The organism is Burkholderia sp. AU18528, assembly GCF_002223215.2.
In the GTDB taxonomy this organism is placed as follows: domain Bacteria; phylum Pseudomonadota; class Gammaproteobacteria; order Burkholderiales; family Burkholderiaceae; genus Burkholderia; species Burkholderia semiarida.
On the sequence record NZ_NKFC02000006.1, the window covers coordinates 2,056,747 to 2,074,736 of the forward strand.

At 66.9% G+C, this 17,990-nt stretch carries 17 protein-coding genes; 10 read left to right on the plus strand and 7 right to left on the minus strand.

The window, feature by feature from the left end:
- The first annotated feature begins 211 nt into the window (after positions 1-211).
- The 3 genes from CFB52_RS26065 (at position 212) to CFB52_RS26075 (ending at position 4,772) form a co-directional block, all read left to right on the plus strand.
- Complete coding sequence (locus CFB52_RS26065; RefSeq protein ID WP_099317795.1) at positions 212-2,170, plus strand: Xaa-Pro dipeptidyl-peptidase; 1,959 nt, start codon at positions 212-214, stop codon at positions 2,168-2,170.
- 492 nt (positions 2,171-2,662) lie between these two features.
- Entirely contained in the window at positions 2,663-3,625 is a 963-nt protein-coding gene (locus CFB52_RS26070; protein ID WP_099317796.1) for a cyclopropane-fatty-acyl-phospholipid synthase family protein, read from the plus strand.
- Between the two features lie 43 nt (positions 3,626-3,668).
- Positions 3,669-4,772: a methyltransferase type 12 gene (locus tag CFB52_RS26075; RefSeq protein ID WP_099317797.1), complete on the plus strand. Its 1,104-nt coding sequence runs from the start codon at positions 3,669-3,671 to the stop codon at positions 4,770-4,772.
- 120 nt (positions 4,773-4,892) lie between these two features.
- Here CFB52_RS26075 and CFB52_RS26080 read toward each other — a convergent pair whose 3' ends face one another.
- Positions 4,893-5,822, minus strand: a complete 930-nt coding sequence (locus tag CFB52_RS26080) for a 2-hydroxyacid dehydrogenase (protein WP_059643829.1) — start codon at positions 5,820-5,822, stop codon at positions 4,893-4,895.
- A gap of 166 nt (positions 5,823-5,988) precedes the next feature.
- Here CFB52_RS26080 and CFB52_RS26085 point away from each other — a divergent pair, with 166 nt between their 5' ends.
- From CFB52_RS26085 to CFB52_RS26115, 7 genes are all read left to right on the plus strand, one after another.
- Positions 5,989-6,912: an ABC transporter substrate-binding protein gene (locus CFB52_RS26085; protein ID WP_059575367.1), complete on the plus strand. Its 924-nt coding sequence runs from the start codon at positions 5,989-5,991 to the stop codon at positions 6,910-6,912.
- Positions 6,909-8,087 carry an ABC transporter permease gene (locus CFB52_RS26090; RefSeq protein ID WP_099317798.1) on the plus strand — a complete coding sequence of 393 codons (1,179 nt, stop codon included), beginning with the start codon at positions 6,909-6,911 and terminating at the stop codon, positions 8,085-8,087. Before CFB52_RS26085 ends, CFB52_RS26090 begins: the two co-directional genes overlap by 4 nt.
- Entirely contained in the window at positions 8,084-9,037 is a 954-nt protein-coding gene (locus tag CFB52_RS26095) for an ABC transporter ATP-binding protein (RefSeq protein ID WP_099317799.1), read from the plus strand. The genes CFB52_RS26090 and CFB52_RS26095 overlap by 4 nt, the downstream gene beginning before the upstream one ends.
- The gene (locus CFB52_RS26100; protein WP_099317800.1) at positions 9,034-9,801 is read left to right on the plus strand and encodes an ABC transporter permease; all 768 of its coding nucleotides are present in this window, start codon (positions 9,034-9,036) and stop codon (positions 9,799-9,801) included. Before CFB52_RS26095 ends, CFB52_RS26100 begins: the two co-directional genes overlap by 4 nt.
- A 32-nt stretch (positions 9,802-9,833) precedes the next feature.
- Entirely contained in the window at positions 9,834-10,229 is a 396-nt protein-coding gene (gene arr / locus CFB52_RS26105; RefSeq protein ID WP_099317801.1) for an NAD(+)--rifampin ADP-ribosyltransferase, read from the plus strand.
- Between the two features lie 158 nt (positions 10,230-10,387).
- Entirely contained in the window at positions 10,388-11,074 is a 687-nt protein-coding gene (locus CFB52_RS26110) for a lytic transglycosylase domain-containing protein (RefSeq protein ID WP_099317802.1), read from the plus strand.
- 3 nt (positions 11,075-11,077) lie between these two features.
- Positions 11,078-11,494: a lysozyme inhibitor LprI family protein gene (locus CFB52_RS26115; protein ID WP_099317803.1), complete on the plus strand. Its 417-nt coding sequence runs from the start codon at positions 11,078-11,080 to the stop codon at positions 11,492-11,494.
- A 178-nt stretch (positions 11,495-11,672) separates the two neighbouring features.
- Here CFB52_RS26115 and CFB52_RS26120 read toward each other — a convergent pair whose 3' ends face one another.
- The 6 genes from CFB52_RS26120 to CFB52_RS26145 all read right to left on the minus strand — a co-directional run bounded on the left by CFB52_RS26120 (position 11,673) and on the right by CFB52_RS26145 (position 17,981).
- Positions 11,673-13,025 (minus strand): HipA domain-containing protein, encoded by a 1,353-nt coding sequence (locus CFB52_RS26120; RefSeq protein ID WP_099317804.1) that lies wholly within the window; start codon positions 13,023-13,025, stop codon positions 11,673-11,675.
- Complete coding sequence (locus tag CFB52_RS26125; RefSeq protein WP_059575384.1) at positions 13,025-13,360, minus strand: helix-turn-helix domain-containing protein; 336 nt, start codon at positions 13,358-13,360, stop codon at positions 13,025-13,027. The genes CFB52_RS26120 and CFB52_RS26125 overlap by 1 nt, the downstream gene beginning before the upstream one ends.
- Before the next feature lie 254 nt (positions 13,361-13,614).
- Entirely contained in the window at positions 13,615-14,055 is a 441-nt protein-coding gene (locus tag CFB52_RS26130; RefSeq protein ID WP_034186032.1) for a dihydroneopterin aldolase, read from the minus strand.
- Positions 14,052-14,684, minus strand: coding sequence for a sarcosine oxidase subunit gamma (locus CFB52_RS26135; RefSeq protein WP_060314087.1), 633 nt, complete (start codon positions 14,682-14,684; stop codon positions 14,052-14,054). Before CFB52_RS26135 ends, CFB52_RS26130 begins: the two co-directional genes overlap by 4 nt.
- The gene (locus tag CFB52_RS26140; protein WP_059575391.1) at positions 14,674-17,685 is read right to left on the minus strand and encodes a sarcosine oxidase subunit alpha family protein; all 3,012 of its coding nucleotides are present in this window, start codon (positions 17,683-17,685) and stop codon (positions 14,674-14,676) included. The genes CFB52_RS26135 and CFB52_RS26140 overlap by 11 nt, the downstream gene beginning before the upstream one ends.
- The gene (locus CFB52_RS26145) at positions 17,682-17,981 is read right to left on the minus strand and encodes a sarcosine oxidase subunit delta (protein WP_011547035.1); all 300 of its coding nucleotides are present in this window, start codon (positions 17,979-17,981) and stop codon (positions 17,682-17,684) included. The genes CFB52_RS26140 and CFB52_RS26145 overlap by 4 nt, the downstream gene beginning before the upstream one ends.
- Positions 17,982-17,990 lie beyond the last annotated feature (9 nt).

The window sequence follows — 17,990 nt, forward strand, 5'->3', positions numbered from 1 at the left end:
CGCATTCCGCTCGGGGCGATGCGCTCGCCTCGACGCCGGCCGGATGCGCGCCGCCTGACGCACGCCGGCATCGGGCGAGATCCCCTTCCGTCTCGCCCGCCGTTTTTGATGGTGCAGTTCCGCTTCATCCGATGCAGTACCCGGCCAGGCCGCAGGGGGCGTATCGCGAGCCGACCGGTTCCACACAATCACAAGAGACGAGGTCGCTGCAATGAACATTCATCGAACCGGATTCCGGCGCGCGTGGCTGCCCGCGCTCGTGGCGGCCGCGACGCTCGCCGCGTGCGGCGGCGACGACGGCGGTAGCGTGGCGGGCGTGTCAGCGCTCGCACAGGGCCAACAGGAGGGGGCCGCCGCCGCGGCCGATCAGTCCAATACGCAATCGCTCGCGTCGCGCTTTTCACCGTCCGGCGTCCCGTACGCGAATCCGGCGAGCGGCGGACGCTACAAGCCGGTGATCAGCAACGGCCAGGTGCAGCCGTCGCTGTCGGGCGGCACGATCGAGGAGAACGCGTGGGTCGACACGCCGGTCGATTCCGACGGCGACGGCACGCGCGACCGCATCCACGTGCGCATCGTGCGGCCGGCCGAGACTGCGAACGGCGCGCGCACGCCGGTCATCGTGCTCGCGAGCCCGTATTACGCGGGGCTCGCCGACAGCCCCAACCACGACGTCGACGTCGAACTCGACGGCACCCCGCATCCGGCCGCGACCGCCGGCGCCGCGGCATCGGCGTCCACGCGCATCCTGGCCGCCGCACCGCAAACCCGGATGCTGCAGCAAGTCGAGGCGGCGGCCGCCGGCCGCTCGTGGATCGAGAGCTACTTCGTGCCGCGCGGCTTCACGATCGTCTATGCGGATTCGCTCGGCACCGCCGGCTCGGACGGCTGCCCGACGATCCTCACGCGCGACGAATCGGTCGCGATGGCGTCGGTGATCCGCTGGCTCGGCCGCGACGCGACCGCGAAGGACGCGAACGGCAAGACGGTCGTCGCGAACTGGTCGACCGGCCACGTCGGCATGTACGGCGTGTCGTACGACGGCACGCTGCCGAAGATGGTCGCGAGCCTGCGCACGCGCGGGCTCGACGCGATCGTGCCGATCGCCGGGCTGTCGAACATGTACGGCTACTACCGCTCGGGCGGCCTCGTGCGCGCGCCGGAAGGCTATCAGGGCGAGGATGTCGACGTGTACATCAAGGCGCTGCTGACGAACGCGCATCCGGAGCGCTGCACGCACCTGATCGACGAAGCGCTGCAGCAGGAAGACCGCAAGACCGGCGACTATTCGCCGTTCTGGGCCGCGCGCGACATTCCGACCGCGTTCGCGGTCGCGCCGGCGCTCGTCGCGCAAGGGCTGACCGACGACAACGTGCGCGTAGACCAGTCGACGTCGTGGTATCTGGCGATGCGGCGCCAGGGCGTGCCGACCCAGCTGTGGCTGCATCGACTGAAGCACACCGATCCGACCCGCGTGCCGGGGATGGCCGATGCGTGGACCGCCGAGGTGAACCGCTGGTTCACGCGCTACCTGATCGGCTACGACAACGGCGTCGAGCACGATCCGCGCGCGGTGATCGCGCAGGCCGACGGCTCGCTGCTGAAGGAAGCCGACTGGGCCGCGCGTCGCGCCACGCCGGTCACGTACTTCGCCGGCGGCGACGGCGCAACCACCGGCACGCTGCTGCGGCAGCCGACCGGCGGCCCGCTCGCGCGCTTCACCGACGATGCGCGCATTCCCGCGCTGACGCTGGCGAACACGGCGACGGGCGAAAACCGCAGCCGCTTCGAGACGGCCCCGCTGACGGCCGCGGCACGCCTGTCCGGCACGGCGACCGCGCGCGTCAGGCTGACCTTCACGGGCGTGGCGAACGTGACGGCGCTGCTGGTCGACCGCGCGCCGGACGGCACGGCGACGATCGTCACACGCGCATGGACCGACCCGCGCAACCGGCTGTCCGAGTGGGTGTCGCAGCCCGTGCTGCCCGGCATGCCGTACGACCTGAAGCTGACGTTCATGCCGCGCGACTACAAGCTGGAAGCCGGCCACCGGCTGGGGCTCGTGGTTCTTTCCAGCGACTATGAGGCGACGCTGCGGCCGACGCCGGGCACGGGGCTGACGCTCGATCCGGCCGGCACGTCGGTGACGGTGCCGCTCGCGGCTTCCTGAGCCGCGGCAGCCCGCGGTACCCCCTCGACACGATCCGGGATGCCGGTACCTCCGCATCCCGGATCGTTTCCCATCGTCCGGCTCGATTTTCTGTTTCTTTAAAAAGGCCGCCCCGTCGGAATGATCATTCCGCATTTCGTGAATCAAGCGATTGTTTAAATCGGGAAATGAAACAGCATTCTGTCGCTTGACATCGAAACCCGATCGACTAGATTGGGAATTCAATAATCCGGAAATTCGTAACCGGTTGCCCCCGGGGATTCCCTTCGCCTGTATGCCGTTTCCAGCCCGACCGGCGGCCGCCGAGTCGCGGCCCACGGTAATCGCTCGTCTTTTTTGAATCGGGTGCCGCTGATTTTCTGTCCTGGTCGAGGAAAGGGGATGTCGCCCGCTTCGATCATGCAACCGTGATTCGGCAGCAACCGCGCTCGCCGGACACGGAAGTCCGGCTATCCCGTGCATGGCGTCGTACCCCCGCCTCGGAGAATGGCTATGAGCAATATCGGCACGGACACCGCCGTCGGATCGGGATCGCCATTGAATGGCCGGACCGTCAAGCCGTTCGCTTCGATACGGGGCCGGGAACGAAACGATTACGAGTCGCGGGTCGCACTGGCTTACCAGGACGACCCGGAAAGCTGGAGCAGCGTGATCGGCGATCGCCTCTGGTTCCAGTTCGGTATCTATGACCCGGCCCGATCGCCGGAGCCGATCGGCCTCGACGAATCCGGCCTCAGGTATTTCGAGCGGCAACTCGAGCTCGCCGGCCTGGATAGGCCCGGCCGCCAGCCCGTCGAGCGGATACTCGATATTGGCTGCGGCTGGGGAACGGTGCTGCGGGATCTGTCCGAGCGGTTTCCCGACTGTCATCGCCTGGACGGCATCAACATCAGCGAACGCCAGCTCGAATACTGCGCCGAAGTCAATGCCGCGCGAGCCTTGTCGGACCGCATCAACCTGTTCCGTTGCAATGCGCTCGATATCGATTTGCTGCCGGATTTCGGGCAACCCTACGACCTTGCGATCATGCGCGGGGTGATTTCCCACTTCCCCTACGATCTTTTCGAAATCGTGATGGCCAAATTGCGGCAACGGCTGTCCGCGAACGGAACGGTCATCGTTTCGGACAACCTGTATAACGTCGACCTGCAGGACTACCGGTCCGATACGCCCGATCTGGTCGACAGGCTGGCATGCAAGTATCGCAAGACGCCGGCGTACCTGCGCCAGGTGTTCGAGCAGAGCGGCTTTGTCGTCCACGACATGAGAATCCTGCCGGACCGGATGGACGCGACGCGCTGGCTGCTGAGCGTGCAGGAGAACATCGAGCGTCATTTTCCGCGCGGTGCGGTCGGCGCGCTGGAAGAACTCCGCGTGATGTGCGAGAGCCTGGCCGTCGCCATCGTGAAGCGCCAGGTTTCCATCTACAGCTTCGTGCTCAGGCGCGATCGCTGAAGGCCGCCGTTTCCGGCCCCCGACCTCGAGCCGAGAATCCGCCATGAAAGAGATTCCCAACTTCGTTCGCGATCTCCCCGGCCTGCCGAAACCGGGGGAAAAAATCTTCCACCCGGACTTCCATCTGCAGTTGAAGCCCATGTGGCATCCGCGCCACGACGAGGCGGAACGCCGAATCGCGCTCACCGACAGCCCGTACATCCTCGCGTACTACGGCAGCCAGAAGGCGGTCGAACATTATCTGGCGCAAAGCATGCCGTCATTCGGCGGCCTGTGCTACCCGCACACGCGAGACGACCGGATCTACGATCTCGAACGGATGATGAGCATCACCACGCTGATCGACGACACCATCACCAACCCCGACATGCTGGACCAGGCACCCAGGCGCGCGACGTTGCGGCAGCATTACTTCGACGCGATCGCCGGCGTGCGCCCGCCGGACAGCGCCCCGATCGCGCAGTTGCTGTACGAGGGGCTGCTGCCCGTCAAGGCACAGTTGGCGTCGAAGCCCCGCGTCTGGCAACGGCTGGAGGAATCGCTGCATACCTTGATCGTCAGGCAGACGGATCCGTTGGCCTTGAAGATGGACGAGCTCACGTTCGACGCCTATCTGGAGATGCGCCGCATCGACAATTACGGGGAATGGGCAGCCATCATGACGGAATACGCGATCGACGTGGACATGACCGATCACCTGGCTGCCGACCGGTCGCTGGCGGAAATGAGAACGGCCGCCATCGATTCGATCACGCTGGTCAACGACCCGTATTCATTCCGGAAAGAGATTCATATCGCCGATTCGGTCAATTCCGTCTGGCTGCTGATGTACCGCGACGGCCTGACGCTCCAGGACGCGCTGAACAAGCTGGCCACGCTGGTTGCCGAGAACGAACGCAAGCTGATCGCCGCGCGCGACCGCGTCCTCGCCGGCCCGCTCGGAGACGACGCGGATGTGCGCGCCTACGTGACCGAACTCGAGCATCTGGCGTCCGGCAATGCCGAATTTCACGCGATCAGCACGCGTTACCACGGCAGGGATTTCAAAGGAAAACGGTTCATTTCGGGCGAGGTGACCATTCGGCCGCTACCGTCCACCGATGAAGTGGCGGCCGCGGATCTCGCGGGCGGCCGCCCCGCAAGCTGATTCGATCGATGACGGTGCCGGGTTCGGTTCACGAGGGCCTGCAAGGCGTGCAAGCGGTCCGAACCGCCCCGTCTCGCGACCGGCGCGACCGCGTTTCGCACCGGCAACACCGATCGCCGCCTACACCGGCGTCAATACCGGCTGCCCTGCGAAATGCCGCGCCGCGTTGTCGAGAAACTGCCGCACCGAACGATCGAGCGCCTCGGGCGACCAGCCGCCCATGTGCGGCGTGAGCACGACGCTGTCGAGATCGGTCAGCGCACGCGGCGGCGCCGGTTCGCCTTCATACACGTCGAGCCCCGCGCCCGCGATGCGCCGTTCGCGCAGCGCGTCCGCCAAAGCAGCGGTATCGACAACGCTGCCGCGCGACACGTTCACGAGGAAACCGCCCGGGCCGAGCGCGTCGAGCACCGCGCGATCGATCAGATGTCGCGTGCCTGCACCGCCCGGCGTCGCGACGATCAGGAAATCGGCCCACTGCGCGAGTGCGTCGACCCGGTCGAAATAGCGGTACGGCACCGGCTTCTCCGAGCGGTTGTGATAACCGATCTCGATGTCGAAGCCGGCCGCGCGACGCGCGCACTTCTCGCCGATCTTGCCTAGCCCGACGATGCCGAGCTTCTTGCCCGACACGTTCGGCGGCATCGACAGCCCGTCGCGCCACACGCCCGCGCGGGTTTTCGCATCGAGCTGCACGACGTTGCGCACCGCCGCCAGCAGCAGTGCGAACGCGTGATCGGCGACGCAATCGTCGTTGGTGCCGGCGCCCGTCACCACCGTGATGCCGCGCGCCTTCGCATGCACGACGTCGATGTGTTCGTAGCCCGCGCCGAGCGCGCTGACGAACGTCACGCGCGGCAGCCGGTCGATCTCGGCGGCGCTCAACCCCGTGCTGCCGTTGGTCAGCACCGCTCGGATCGTGCTGCCGTGCTCGGCGATCGCGCGTTCGCGCGCATCGGGAGTCGGCGCGTAACGCACGTCGAACGACGCGGCGATCTCGCGATGCGCGTCGCCGCGCAGCGCGATGAGGACCAGCAGCTCGGGCTTCATGTCAGCAAATGTCCGCAGGCGGGAGTGAATTTCAGTGTAACAAGCCCGCACGATGGATGCGGGTTATCCCCACACCGTCTGTGGACACGCGGCCGCACGCGGTTTGCCAAAGCCGGCTCAGTCAAGTAACTTTCGGCGTACGCCCCCGTCCTGGAGATTGGCCCCGATGAAGCTCGCCCTGCCCGCCCGGATCCTGGGCCTCGCGTTCGCCGCCGCGATCGTCGCGCCCGGCGCGCATGCCGACACGCCCGTCGTGGTGTCGTCGAAGATCGACACCGAAGGCAACCTGCTCGGCAACCTCATTTCACAGGTGCTGAAGGCCCACGGCGTTCCCGTCACCGAAAAGATCGCGCTCGGCACGACGCCGATCGTGCGCAAGGCGCTCACGAGCGGCGAGATCGACATCTACCCCGAATACACGGGCAACGCCGCGTTCTTCTTCAACAAGGCCGACGACCCGGTATGGAAGAACGCGAGCCAAGGCTACGACACCGCCAGGAAGCTCGACTACGCGGCGAACCATCTCGTGTGGCTCGCACCGGCGCCCGCGAACAACACGTGGGGCGTCGCGCTGCTCGCGCCCGTCGCGCAGTCGCAGCACCTGAAGACCTTCTCCGACTTCGGCAAGTGGGTGGCAGGCGGCGGCAAGGTGAAGCTCGCGGCCTCGGCCGAGTTCGTGAACAGCGCGTCGGCGCTGCCGTCGTTCGAGAAGGCGTACGGCTTCAAGCTGAAGCCGGAGCAGCTCGTCGTGCTGTCCGGCGGCGACACGGCCGCGACGATCAAGGCCGCCGCGAACCAGACCGATGGCGTGAACGCCGCGATGGTCTACGGCACCGACGGCGGCATCGCGTCGAGCGGCCTCGCGGTGCTCGACGACGACAAGCACGTGCAGCCCGTCTACGCGCCGGCGCCGGTGATCCGGGAAGCCGCGCTGAAAGCGCATCCGCAGATCGCCGACTTGCTGAAGCCCGTGTTCGCGAGCCTCGACCTGAAGACGCTGCAATCGCTGAACGCCCGCATCCAGCTCAACGGCGAGCCGGCCGCCGGCGTCGCGAAAAGCTATCTGAAAGCGAAGGGTTTCGTGAAATGACGGGCCGCGCGGCGGCGTCCGCGCGGCGCATCACGCTCGACAAGGTCGGTGTCCTGATCGGTGTACTCACGCTCGTCGCGGTGTTCGGCCTGTCGTTCGCGGTGCTGCGGCCGAACCGGATCGCGGCCGGCACCGGGCTGTCGGTGTTCGCCGCGCTGCCCGCCATGCAGGGCGCCGCGCTCGCCGCGCTGTGGACCGTCGGCGCGCTGTGGGTGATGACGGCGAGCCGTCCCGCGTGGCGGCTCGCGGCCGGCTGCGCGGGGCTCGCGACGCTCGCGTACGCGATCGGCGCGGCCGCGGCGCACGTCGTCGCGCCCGACGACATGCTGGCCCGCGTGTCGCCCGACGCCGGCGTCTGGCTGCTGCTGTTCGCGTGGGCCGTGCTCATCGCCGACGCGCTCGCGCGCCTCGCGTTCGGCCCGTGGCGGCGGCTCGCCGCGCTCGCCGTCGCGATCGCGGCGGTTTCGGTGCCGCTCGCGAGCGGCTGGTGGGACGGCCTCTCGGTGATGCGCGAATACGCGGTGCGCAGCGACGACTTCTGGCGCGAAGCGATCCGTCACGTGTCGCTCGCCGGCGGCTCGGTCGCCGCCGCGCTCGTCGCGGGCGTGCCGCTCGGCATCGCCTGCGCGCGCATCGCGACGGTGCGCACGATCGCGATGCCCGTGCTCAATGTCGTGCAGACGATCCCCAGCATCGCGATGTACGGGCTGATGATGGCGCCGCTCGGCCTGCTCGCCGCGCACGTGCCGCTCGCGGCCGCGCTCGGCATCCGCGGCATCGGCGTCGCGCCGGCCGTGCTCGCGCTGTTCCTCTACTCGCTGCTGCCGATCGCATCGAGCGTCGTGGTCGGGCTCGAACAGGTGCCGCCGCACGTGACCGAAGCCGCGCGCGCGATGGGCATGACGCGTGCGCAGCGGCTGCTGCGCGTCGATCTCGTGCTCGCGCTGCCGGTGATCCTCAGCGGCGTGCGGATCGTGCTCGTGCAGAACATCGGCCTGACCGCGGTGGCCGCGCTGATCGGCGGCGGCGGATTCGGCACCTTCATCTTCCAGGGGATCGGGCAATCGGCCGCCGATCTCGTGCTGCTCGGCGCGATCCCGACGATCGCGCTCGCACTGGCGGCCGCCGTCGTGTTCGAAGCCGCGACGTCGCTCGCGAAGGGACGTGCAGAATGATCGAGATAGAGCGGGTCGGCAAACGCTTCGGCGACGTGGTCGCCGTCGACGACGTATCGCTGACGGTGCAGCGCGGCACGATCACCGCGCTCGTCGGCGCATCGGGCAGCGGCAAGTCGACGCTCCTGCGCATGATCAACCGGCTGATCGCGCCGACCAGCGGCACGATCCGCATCGACGGCGTCGATACGGCGAGCGTCGCGCCCGAACAGTTGCGGCGCGGCATCGGCTACGCGATCCAGGGGCACGGGCTGTTTCCGCACTGGAGCGTCGCGCGCAACATCGCGACCGTGCCGCGCCTGCTCGGCTGGCCGGCCGAGCGCATCGACGCGCGCGTGAACGAACTGCTCGATCTGTTCCATCTCGCGCCGGCCGAGTTCGCAGGCAAGCTGCCGCATGAACTGTCGGGCGGCCAGCAGCAACGCGTCGGCGTGGCGCGCGCACTCGCCGCCGAGCCCGCGATGCTGCTGATGGACGAACCGTTCGGCGCGCTCGATCCGATCATCCGCAACAAGGCGCAGGACGACCTGTTCGCGCTGCAGCGCCGCCTCGGCATCACGGTCGTGATCGTCACGCACGATATCGAGGAAGCGCTGAAGCTCGGCGACACGATCGCGGTGATGGACGGCGGCCGGCTGCTGCAGGTCGCGACGCCGGCCGAGATTCTCGGCAAGCCGGCGGCGGGTGTCGTCGAACAGCTCGTCGCGGGCGTCGATCGGCCGCTGCGCCTGCTCGCGCTGACGCCGATCGACGCCGTTGCCGAAGCCGGTCATGCCGACGGCGAACCGATCGCCGCGACGCGCACGCTGCGCGATGCGGTATCCGAATTGTTGTGGCGCGGTGTCGATGCGCTGCCCGTCGACGATACGGCCGACGGCAACCGTCACGCACACGGCCCTCGCCGCATCACGCTCGACGCGATCCGCTCGCACGCGAGGAAGCCCGCATGACGACGCGCAGCAGCGTGCGGCCCAAGCGGTCTTCGCTCCCCGCGTACGTCGCCCGTGCGGCCGCGCTCGCGCTGCTGCTCGTGCTGCTGTTGCGCCCCGCGTGGCTGCAGGGTCTGTTCGCGCCGTTCGCGGACAACGGCGCGCCGGTGATCTACGATCGCGCGAGCCTGCTCGATCTCACGCTCGCGCATCTCGGCACGGTCGCGCTGTCGAGCTTGATCGGCACGATCGTCGCGGTCGCGGCCGGCATCGCGGTCACGCGGCCGTTCGGCGCGGATTTCCTGCCGGTCGCGCGCAGCGTCGTCGACATCGGCCAGACCTTCCCGCCGGTCGCCGTGCTCGCGCTGGCCGTGCCGGCCGTCGGCTTCGGCTTGAAACCCGTGCTGATCGCGCTCGTGCTGTACGGGCTCCTGCCGGTTTTCGAAAGCACGATCGCGGGGCTCGAGGACGTGCCGCGCGACGTCGTCGACGCCGCGCGCGGAATGGGAATGAGCGGGTGGCAGCAACTGGTGTCCGTCGAGCTGCCGCTCGCGTTCCCGGTGATCGTCAACGGCATCCGGCTCGCGGTCGTGATCAATCTCGGCACCGCGACGATCGGCTCGACGGTCGCCGCGCGCGGGCTCGGCGACGTGATCATCGCGGGCCTGCAGACGTCGAACACCGCGTTCGTGCTGCAAGGCGGCGTGATCGTCGGCTTGCTCGCGGTGCTCGTCAGCGATGCGATCGGCGCGATTGCGCGGGCGGCGAGCGCGCGGCGCGCCTAGAAACCGTTGCGGAATGTTTCGAAGGAGAAGCGATGACTGCATTAGACACCGGCCCGTTTTTTCATGGCACGAAAGCGGATTTGCAGATCGGCGACTTGCTGACGGCAGGCTTCAGATCGAATTATCGCGATGACGTCGTGATGAATCACATTTATTTCACGGCGCTGCGCAAAGGCGCCGGCCTGGCGGCGGAAATGGCCAAAGGCGAAGGCCGGCCGCGGGTCTACATCGTCGAGCCTACCGGCGAATTCGAAAACGACCCGAACGTCACGGACAAGAAATTCCCCGGCAATCCGACGCGATCGTATCGAAGCACATCGCCGTTGAAGATCGTTGGCGAACTCGATAGCTGGGAACCCTACGATCCGGAGTTCATTCAGCAGCTCAGAAGCCGCATCGAAACCGGCATCGGCGAGATCATCAACTAGCGTTCGTGCGGACTGCGATGCGTGTCCGCGCAACGATCGGCTTGCCGGCCCGCCCGAATCGACACAAGCCTACAGCGTGCTTTCATTCGAACCGGCGCTCGAACATCGGTGGCAATTGGCCGATATACTATGCGCCTCCCATTTCCCCGCACTCCACCATGCGACGACGGTTTTTCTGGCTGATCGTGCTCTCGCTCGGCATTGCGCAACAGGCCGCGGCGCAGCAGGCGCCCGCAGTGCCTGCGTCCGCGCCCGACGCGCTGGCATCGGCGCCGACCGTCGCCTCCGCGCCGCTCGCGAACGCCAACGATCAGCCCAACGAAGCAAACCGCCGCATTACCACCTACCTGACGAAGAAATTCGGCGTCGCAAGAGAAAAGGCCGCGAAGCTCGCGGATATCGTGAGCGTGACTGCGACGAAATATTCGCTGCCGCCGGCACTCGTTTACGCGATTATTTCGATCGAATCGCGCTTCCAGGAAAAGGCGCGCGGCCAGCATGGCGCGACCGGATTGATGCAGGTCGTGCCGTCCGCGCACCGCGGCATGCTGCGCGACGTGAAGGATCTCACCGAGCCGAATGCGAACGTCGAGGTCGGCTCGCGGATCCTGTCGGGCTACGTGAAAGCGGCCGGCGGCAACGTGCTGGCCGGGCTGAAGAGCTACAGCGGCGGATCCAGTGCATATGCGGCGAAGGTGATGCAGCGGGTCGATTCGTTCCGGTTCGTGCTCGAACCCGATGACGACGCGAAAAGTCCCAATACCGTGAACGACGGGAAGGCGCACATGGTGCCGGTCAGCGATCCGTCCGGCCCTGCGCCCGCCGCGAACCGCAACGCGAAGTAAGCAATGGGCACCCGCGTTCACACTGCTCCGGCCCGACGCCGCGCGGCCCGGCTGCTCGCCATCGTCGCGCTGTCGGCCAGCCCTGTATCGGCTTTCGCTGTCGTCGACTGCGAACAGGCGGGGCCGACGATGGAAGCCGTGAGGCGCTGCGTGCTCGATCAGCAGCAGAAGCAAGTCGACAGCGCGTACCGGTCGCTTGCTCGCAAGCTCCGCCAACGCAACCCCGACGCTGCCTCCCAGCTGGCGAAATCGCAAACGAGTTGGGCCGACTTTGCCGGCGATACTTGTGACTACGTGAAGACCGCCAATCTGCAGCAGACGATTCCGAGTGACGCCTGGCTGAATTGTTGGGTGGATTTCAGTCAGGCACGCGTGCGCATCCTGAAGAAGTGGGAAGCCCAATTGACGCAGCCGAACTGAACTGCCGCCCGCCCCGTGTCACCCGTCATTCCTGCACGCAACGCGCGCGCCAGCGATCGCTGCCGATGCAGCATCGGCTCTCACGCACCTGAAAGCAATACGGCGGATAGCGTTAGTCAGGCCGGTTTTTGCGACGCGCGCGCAAACGGGGCGTGCCGATGGTTGATGAAGCACACGCTCAGAGTAGCGTAACGTCGACCTTGGGCACCATGGGCGCAATACGCATGACGCGTTCCGCCTGCGCTCGCACGTACTCGGCGATACGGTGCACCCACGCACGCTCGTCGCCCATATAGACGCCCGACTCCGCCAGCCCGGGAGCCAGTTCCGCCGCCAGCGTCGCCATCCGCGTCATTTCACGCGCAACGAGTGCCGGCCGGATCTGCACGCGATGCGCGAAGTCCGCGAGCGCGAAAGCGGTCAGTTCCTCGGTGCGGAATACATCTCCGTACGCCATCGCCATGTCCTGCACATAAGCGTCGCCGTACACGTTCACGCATACCAGATCGTAAAACGGCGCCGGCTCGAGCCCGCTGCTGCTGACAAAAAACGAAATGTTCTTGCCATGCGCGTCGCTGTTGCCGATCAGCAGTTGCAGCAACGCCCAGCGCAGCATGACCGTGCGCGCGGCGACCGGTGTCTCCAGAGACGATGTCAGCGAAAACAGCTTCTCGAAGCTCACGCCTTCGCGAATATTGCGCACGTCCGCGTTGTTGCCGAGATTGCGTTCGTATTTGAGCGTCGCCGGCAAGTCGAGGGCCTGGCATCCATCAATGACATGAAGCCGCTGCACAGCGCTCGCGCGCTGCGGGTCGTCCGGATCGGTCGTCACGAGCCGGTCGAATCGCTCGATCAGCAGAATGGGCTCGGGGATGCGTCGAATCTCGACATGCGCGACCGGCAACCCCATGCGGGCCGCCAACGTCATGCAGAAATGCTCGTTGGCGACCATGAACGGCGCGTTCGCGCTGCGCGACTCGGGCTTCAGAATATGCGAGCTGCTCAGCGCCCCGTCCACTAGGGCCAACTGCTCGCCTTCGACCAGCACCTGCAGCTTGTCCTGATGGCCGGCGATCGACAGGCGCACCCGATCGTCCCAGACGGGAAACGGAATCGCATCGCGCTTGTGAATACGGTCGGCCAGTTCTTCCGCGGAGATCGGTCGGCGCACGGGTTCGAGAGGTTCGGACGCCCGCCCGGCCTCATCGTCGTCCGGAATGAAGCTCAACGCACCAACGGGCTCCTTGCCAAGCATCCGGATCAGACCGAAGACGTTGTCCTTCGATATCTGATACATCGATGCGGCCACGTCGAGTGCGCGGCCCTCGGGAAGCAGATTGCCCACGAAGCGCTGGATCGCGCCCGCCGGCGGCTTGCCGCCATCGAGCGGAATGCACGGCGACAACGCAAACGCGTCTGCCCGCGCGAGCCACGCCGGATCGTAGGAAAAACCGTAGTCGTCGCGGCGGGCATCATAGGTCAGTTGTCCGACCGGCGAGCCGTCAGCCGAAATCCGCAGGCGATGGATCATCACCCCCCCTCGGACGAACGGGACGTGCCAGGCGAAGCGGCACGTATCGTCGCATGATCGCGCACTGCCTTGCGCGCCACCTGGACGTCGCGTTTCGGCACGACGAGCAAATTCAGGCCAAAGCCGTCCAACACCTTGAACAACTTGTCGAGACTCACCGCGCGCCCGTTTTCGAGGCGTGACAGGACGTCCTTGGAGACGCCAAGCATGTCGGCTGCATCGTCGATCCGCATCTGGTTCTGCGCGCGCCGGTTGCGCACGAGCGCCCCCAAGGCGGTGAGATCCAGTGCGAGCGGGTCAGGTATCGCGACGGGTTGCGGTAAGGTGCGGGCCATAATTCCGGAATTTCAGGAACAAAGCGCCATCGAAGTCGATCGACAGCATAGTTACGAGAATATCGGAATTATAGTGAATCGTCCGCCAGATCGCCAATTGTTCCGATATTTCAGGAACAAAAACACCAAAGGCGGGCGGCGGGCCGTTGTTCTCATATTTCAGGAACTATAAACGAGTGCGGCGGCGCATTCGCGCCGCCGCCCCATGGAGTCACCGGATCACCTCCCTCGTGCCTTGATCCAGCCCCCTTCGATCAAAGCTGCCCCGCCGCTCCCGTCCACCGCAGGTAATCGCCGCGCGTCCAGTCCAGCGACACGCCGACGCGTTTCGTCCCCGGCCGGATCTTCGGCTTGTACACCGACAGCGTCAGCGATTCCAGCGCCGGCCATTCGCGAAACGACAGCACCGCGATATCCGCAACGAGCGTCTCCAGCAGCCGCGTATGCGGCTTGTGCGACAGGAACGACGCGACGCGCGCGCAGTAGCCGTCGTAGTCAATCCACTCGCCCTGCTCGCTCGGCTCGCAGCGATACCCGAGCCGCGCATCGATCACGATCGGCTGCGGCGCCTCGTGCTCGTGCGCATGGATGCCGATCCGCGCGGGCACCTTCAGTTCGTCGACGAACACGCTCCAGCCGCGCCCGCGCAGGCGCGGCGCGTCGATCGCCACGAACGGTTCGTCGAACGGCTTCATGATGCGAGCGGCGCCGCGGCGTCGAGCATGATGCGCACGAAATAGTCGGCGAAGCTGCGACGCAGGACGATCTCGAACGAGTCGTCGCCGGTCGGGATCAGCGTGATCGGCGACTTGAAGTAGTGCGACTGCGCGCACTGGCCCGGCTTGAACACGCGCGGATGCACGTCGAGCGGGCAGCCGCGCGCGATCACGTCGCGCACGCGTTCGCCGCTGATCTCGACCACCGTGTAGCCGCTGCCGACGTCGACGGCCGCCGCGTACAAGCCCTGCACGGCTTCCGCCAGCGTGGCCTCGAGCACGCCGGCCTGAACCGGCCCGTTCGACCGCACGAGCCATTCGTCGGGCCCGAGCCACAGCACGTCGTACTCGGCGCCGCGCGCGACCGTGTTCGGCGTCGCGGGCGGCCGGCAGCCGACCACGCGCTCGAACGCGGCGACGAATGCCGGGTCGCTCAACTCGCCGCGCACGTTGACGAGATCGAGGAACGGCCGCTCGCGCAGCGTGAACTTCTTCGATGCGCGCGCCTGGTGCGCCTTCAGCACGTCGGCCGCGCCGACGAACGGCGATTCAAGCGTCACGCCGGCCGCGCCCGCCACCGGCGCCTGGTTTCTCGTTTCATTCCACATGCTGACGCACCCCTTCGGTATCGTAGAAAACCGGGCTCGAGATCTTCGCGGTGACGCGGCGGCCGTTGGCCAGCGGGATCACGACGCTCTCGCCCATCTTGTTCAGGCCGCCCTTCACCACCGCGAGCGCGATCGAGCGCTTCAGGATCGGGCTGTAGTAGCTCGACGTCACGTGGCCGATCATCGGCGTCGGATCGGTTGCCGACACCTGCGTGTCCTTCGCGATGATCTGCGCGCCTTCCGGCAGCACGAACTGTTCGTCTTCGGTCAGCAGGCCGACGAACTGCTTGCGGCCTTCCTTCGCGGTATCCGAGCGCGTCAGCGAGCGCTTGCCGAGGAAGTCCTTCGACTTCGCGACGAGCCCGCCCATCCCGAGGTCGTACGGCGTGATCGAGCCGTCGGTGTCCTGCCCGACGATGATGTAACCCTTCTCGGCGCGCAGCACGTGCATCGTCTCGGTGCCGTACGGCGTGATGTCGAACTCGGCACCGGCCGCCATCAGCGCTTCCCACACCGCGCGGCCCGCATTCGCCGGCACGTTCACTTCGTAGGCCAGCTCGCCCGAGAAGCTGATCCGCATCACGCGCGCCTTCGCGCCGGCAACCGTGCCGTTGCGGTAGCTCATGAACGGGAACGCTTCATTGCCGAAGTCGATGTCCTGGCACACCTTCTGCACGACCTTGCGGCTCTTCGGGCCGACCACCGCGAACGTCGCCCAGTGATCGGTGACGGACGCGAGCCGCACCTTCATGTCGGGCCATTCGGTCTGCAGCCAGCGCTCGAGCCACGTCAGCACGCGCGCGGCGCCGCCGGTGGTGGTCGTCATCATGAAATGCTGGTCGGCGAGGCGCACGGTCACGCCGTCGTCGAACACCATCCCGTTTTCGTCGAGCATCAGCCCGTAGCGGCACTTGCCGATTTCGAGCTTGTTCCACGGGTTCGTGTACATCCAGTTCAGCAGCTTCACCGCGTCCGGGCCCTGGATGTCGATCTTGCCGAGCGTCGACGCATCGAGAATGCCGACGCCGTTGCGCACCGCGAGGCATTCGCGCTTCACGGCCGCATGGAGATCCTCGCCGTTCTTCGGGAAATACCATGGCCGCTTCCAGTTGCCGACGTCCTCGAACATCGCGCCGTGCTCGACGTGCCATTCATGCACGGCCGTCTTGCGGATCGGGTCGAGGAAATCGCCCGTCTCGCGGCCCGCGAACGTGCCGAACGACACGGGCGTGTAGTTCGGGCGGAACGTCGTCGTGCCCGTTTCCGGAATCGTCTTGCCGAGCGCACCCGCGAGGATCGCCATCCCGTTGATGTTGCCGAGCTTGCCCTGGTCGGTGCCGAAACCCATCGCCGTGTAGCGCTTCACATGCTCGACCGACTCGAAGCCTTCGCGCGCGGCGAGCAGGATGTCGGCCGCCGCGACGTCGTTCTGGAAATCGACGAACTGCTTCGGCCCACGCGCGGCCGCCTCGCGGCTGCCGACGAGCCACAACGGCTGCAGCGCGCCTTCGACGGTTTCGGCGACCTGCGGTGCGGCCGGACGCTGCGCGGCCGCGAAGCCCGCGGCCTTCGCCGCTTCCACGCCCGCATCGACCGCGAGCCGCAGCGCACGGGCGAGCCCGAATTCGCCGGCCGCCGCACCGATGCTGGTTTCCGCCTGCACCGGCTTGCCCGGCAGGAAACACGCCTTTTCGTCGTTCCAGCACGCCTTGCCGCCCGATTGCGCGAACAGGTGCAGCACCGGGCTGAAGCCGCCCGACATCGCGACGAGGTCGCACGGCAGCGTCTGCATCTTGCCGCCCGTCTGGCCGTTCGAGTAGGACGCGACGTCGACCGACGATACGCGCCACTTGCCCGATGCGGCCGTGACGACCGCGCCGCTCATCACCGTCACGCCCTGCCGCTTCGCGGCGGCCGGCAGCGCGCCGTTCGACGACGCGCGCGAATCGACGACCGTCACCTTCGCGCCGCACGCCTTCAGGTCGAGCGCGGTCTGGTAGGCACGGTCGTTGTTCGTGAACACCACCACGTTGCGGCCCGGCAGCACGCCGAAGCGGTGCACGTAGGTGGAGACCGCACCCGCCAGCATCACGCCCGGCAGGTCGTTGTTGCCGAACACGATCGGCCGCTCGTGCGCGCCGGTCGCGAGGATCACGCGCTTCGCGCGGACCTTCCACAGCAGTTCGCGCGTGCCCTTGCGCATCGATACCGGCAGGTGATCGGTCAGGCGCTGCGTGACCGTCACGAGGTTGTGGTCCTGGTAACCGAACGCGGTGCTGCGCGACAGGATCGTCACGTCGGGCAGCTTGCGCAGCTCGGCTTCGATCTTCTCGACCCATTGCATCGCGGGCTTCGCGTCGATCTCCGCGCGGCACGACAGCAGGCTGCCGCCGAGTTCGCGCTGATCGTCGACGAGGATCACGCGCGCGCCGGCCGTGGCGGCCGCATGCGCGGCGGCGAGGCCCGACGGGCCACCGCCGACCACGAGCACGTCGCAGTGCGCGTAGCACTTGTCGTATCGATCGGCGTCGAGCACCTCGGGCGCCTTGCCGAGGCCGGCCGCTTCGCGGATCTTCTCTTCGTACTTCGGCCACATGTTGCGCGGCCACATGAACGTCTTGTAGTAGAACCCGGCCGGCATGAAACGCGACAGCTTCTGGTTGATCGCGTACTTGTCGTTCTCGAGCGACGGCTCCGCGTTCACGCTCGTCGCGACGAGGCCCTGGTACAGCTCGATTTCGGTCGCGCGCGCGTTCGGCACCGTGTACGGGCCGGTTTCGAGCTGCACGACGGCATTCGGTTCCGCGACGTCGGCCGTCACGATCCCGCGCGGACGGTGGTACTTGAAGCTGCGCGCGACGAAGTGCACGCCGTTCGCGAGCAGCGCGGACGCGAGCGTGTCGCCCTGGAAGCCCTGGTACGTGCGGCCGTTGAACGTGAACGTCAACGGAATCGCGCGATTGATGCGGCCACCGGTGCCGAGGCGGTCTTTCTGGCTCATTTGCTCGTGCCCTCTTCGTGTGCGTTGCCGGCAGATGCGCCGCCGAACTTTTCGTAGCCCTTGATATCGTAGGTGACCGTGTCGCGCGTGACCTTGAACCAGCGGCGGCAGCCCTGCGTGTGCAGCCATTGCTCCTTGTGCAGCCCGCGCTTGTTCTCGCGCATGAACACGTATTCGCCCCATTCGCGGTCGGTCATGGTCTCGTTCGCCACCGGGCGCACGATGTCGGCTTCACCGCCGCACGTGAACTCGGATTCGGCGCGCGGCCCGCACCACGGACATTCGATCAGCAACATGTTTCCTTC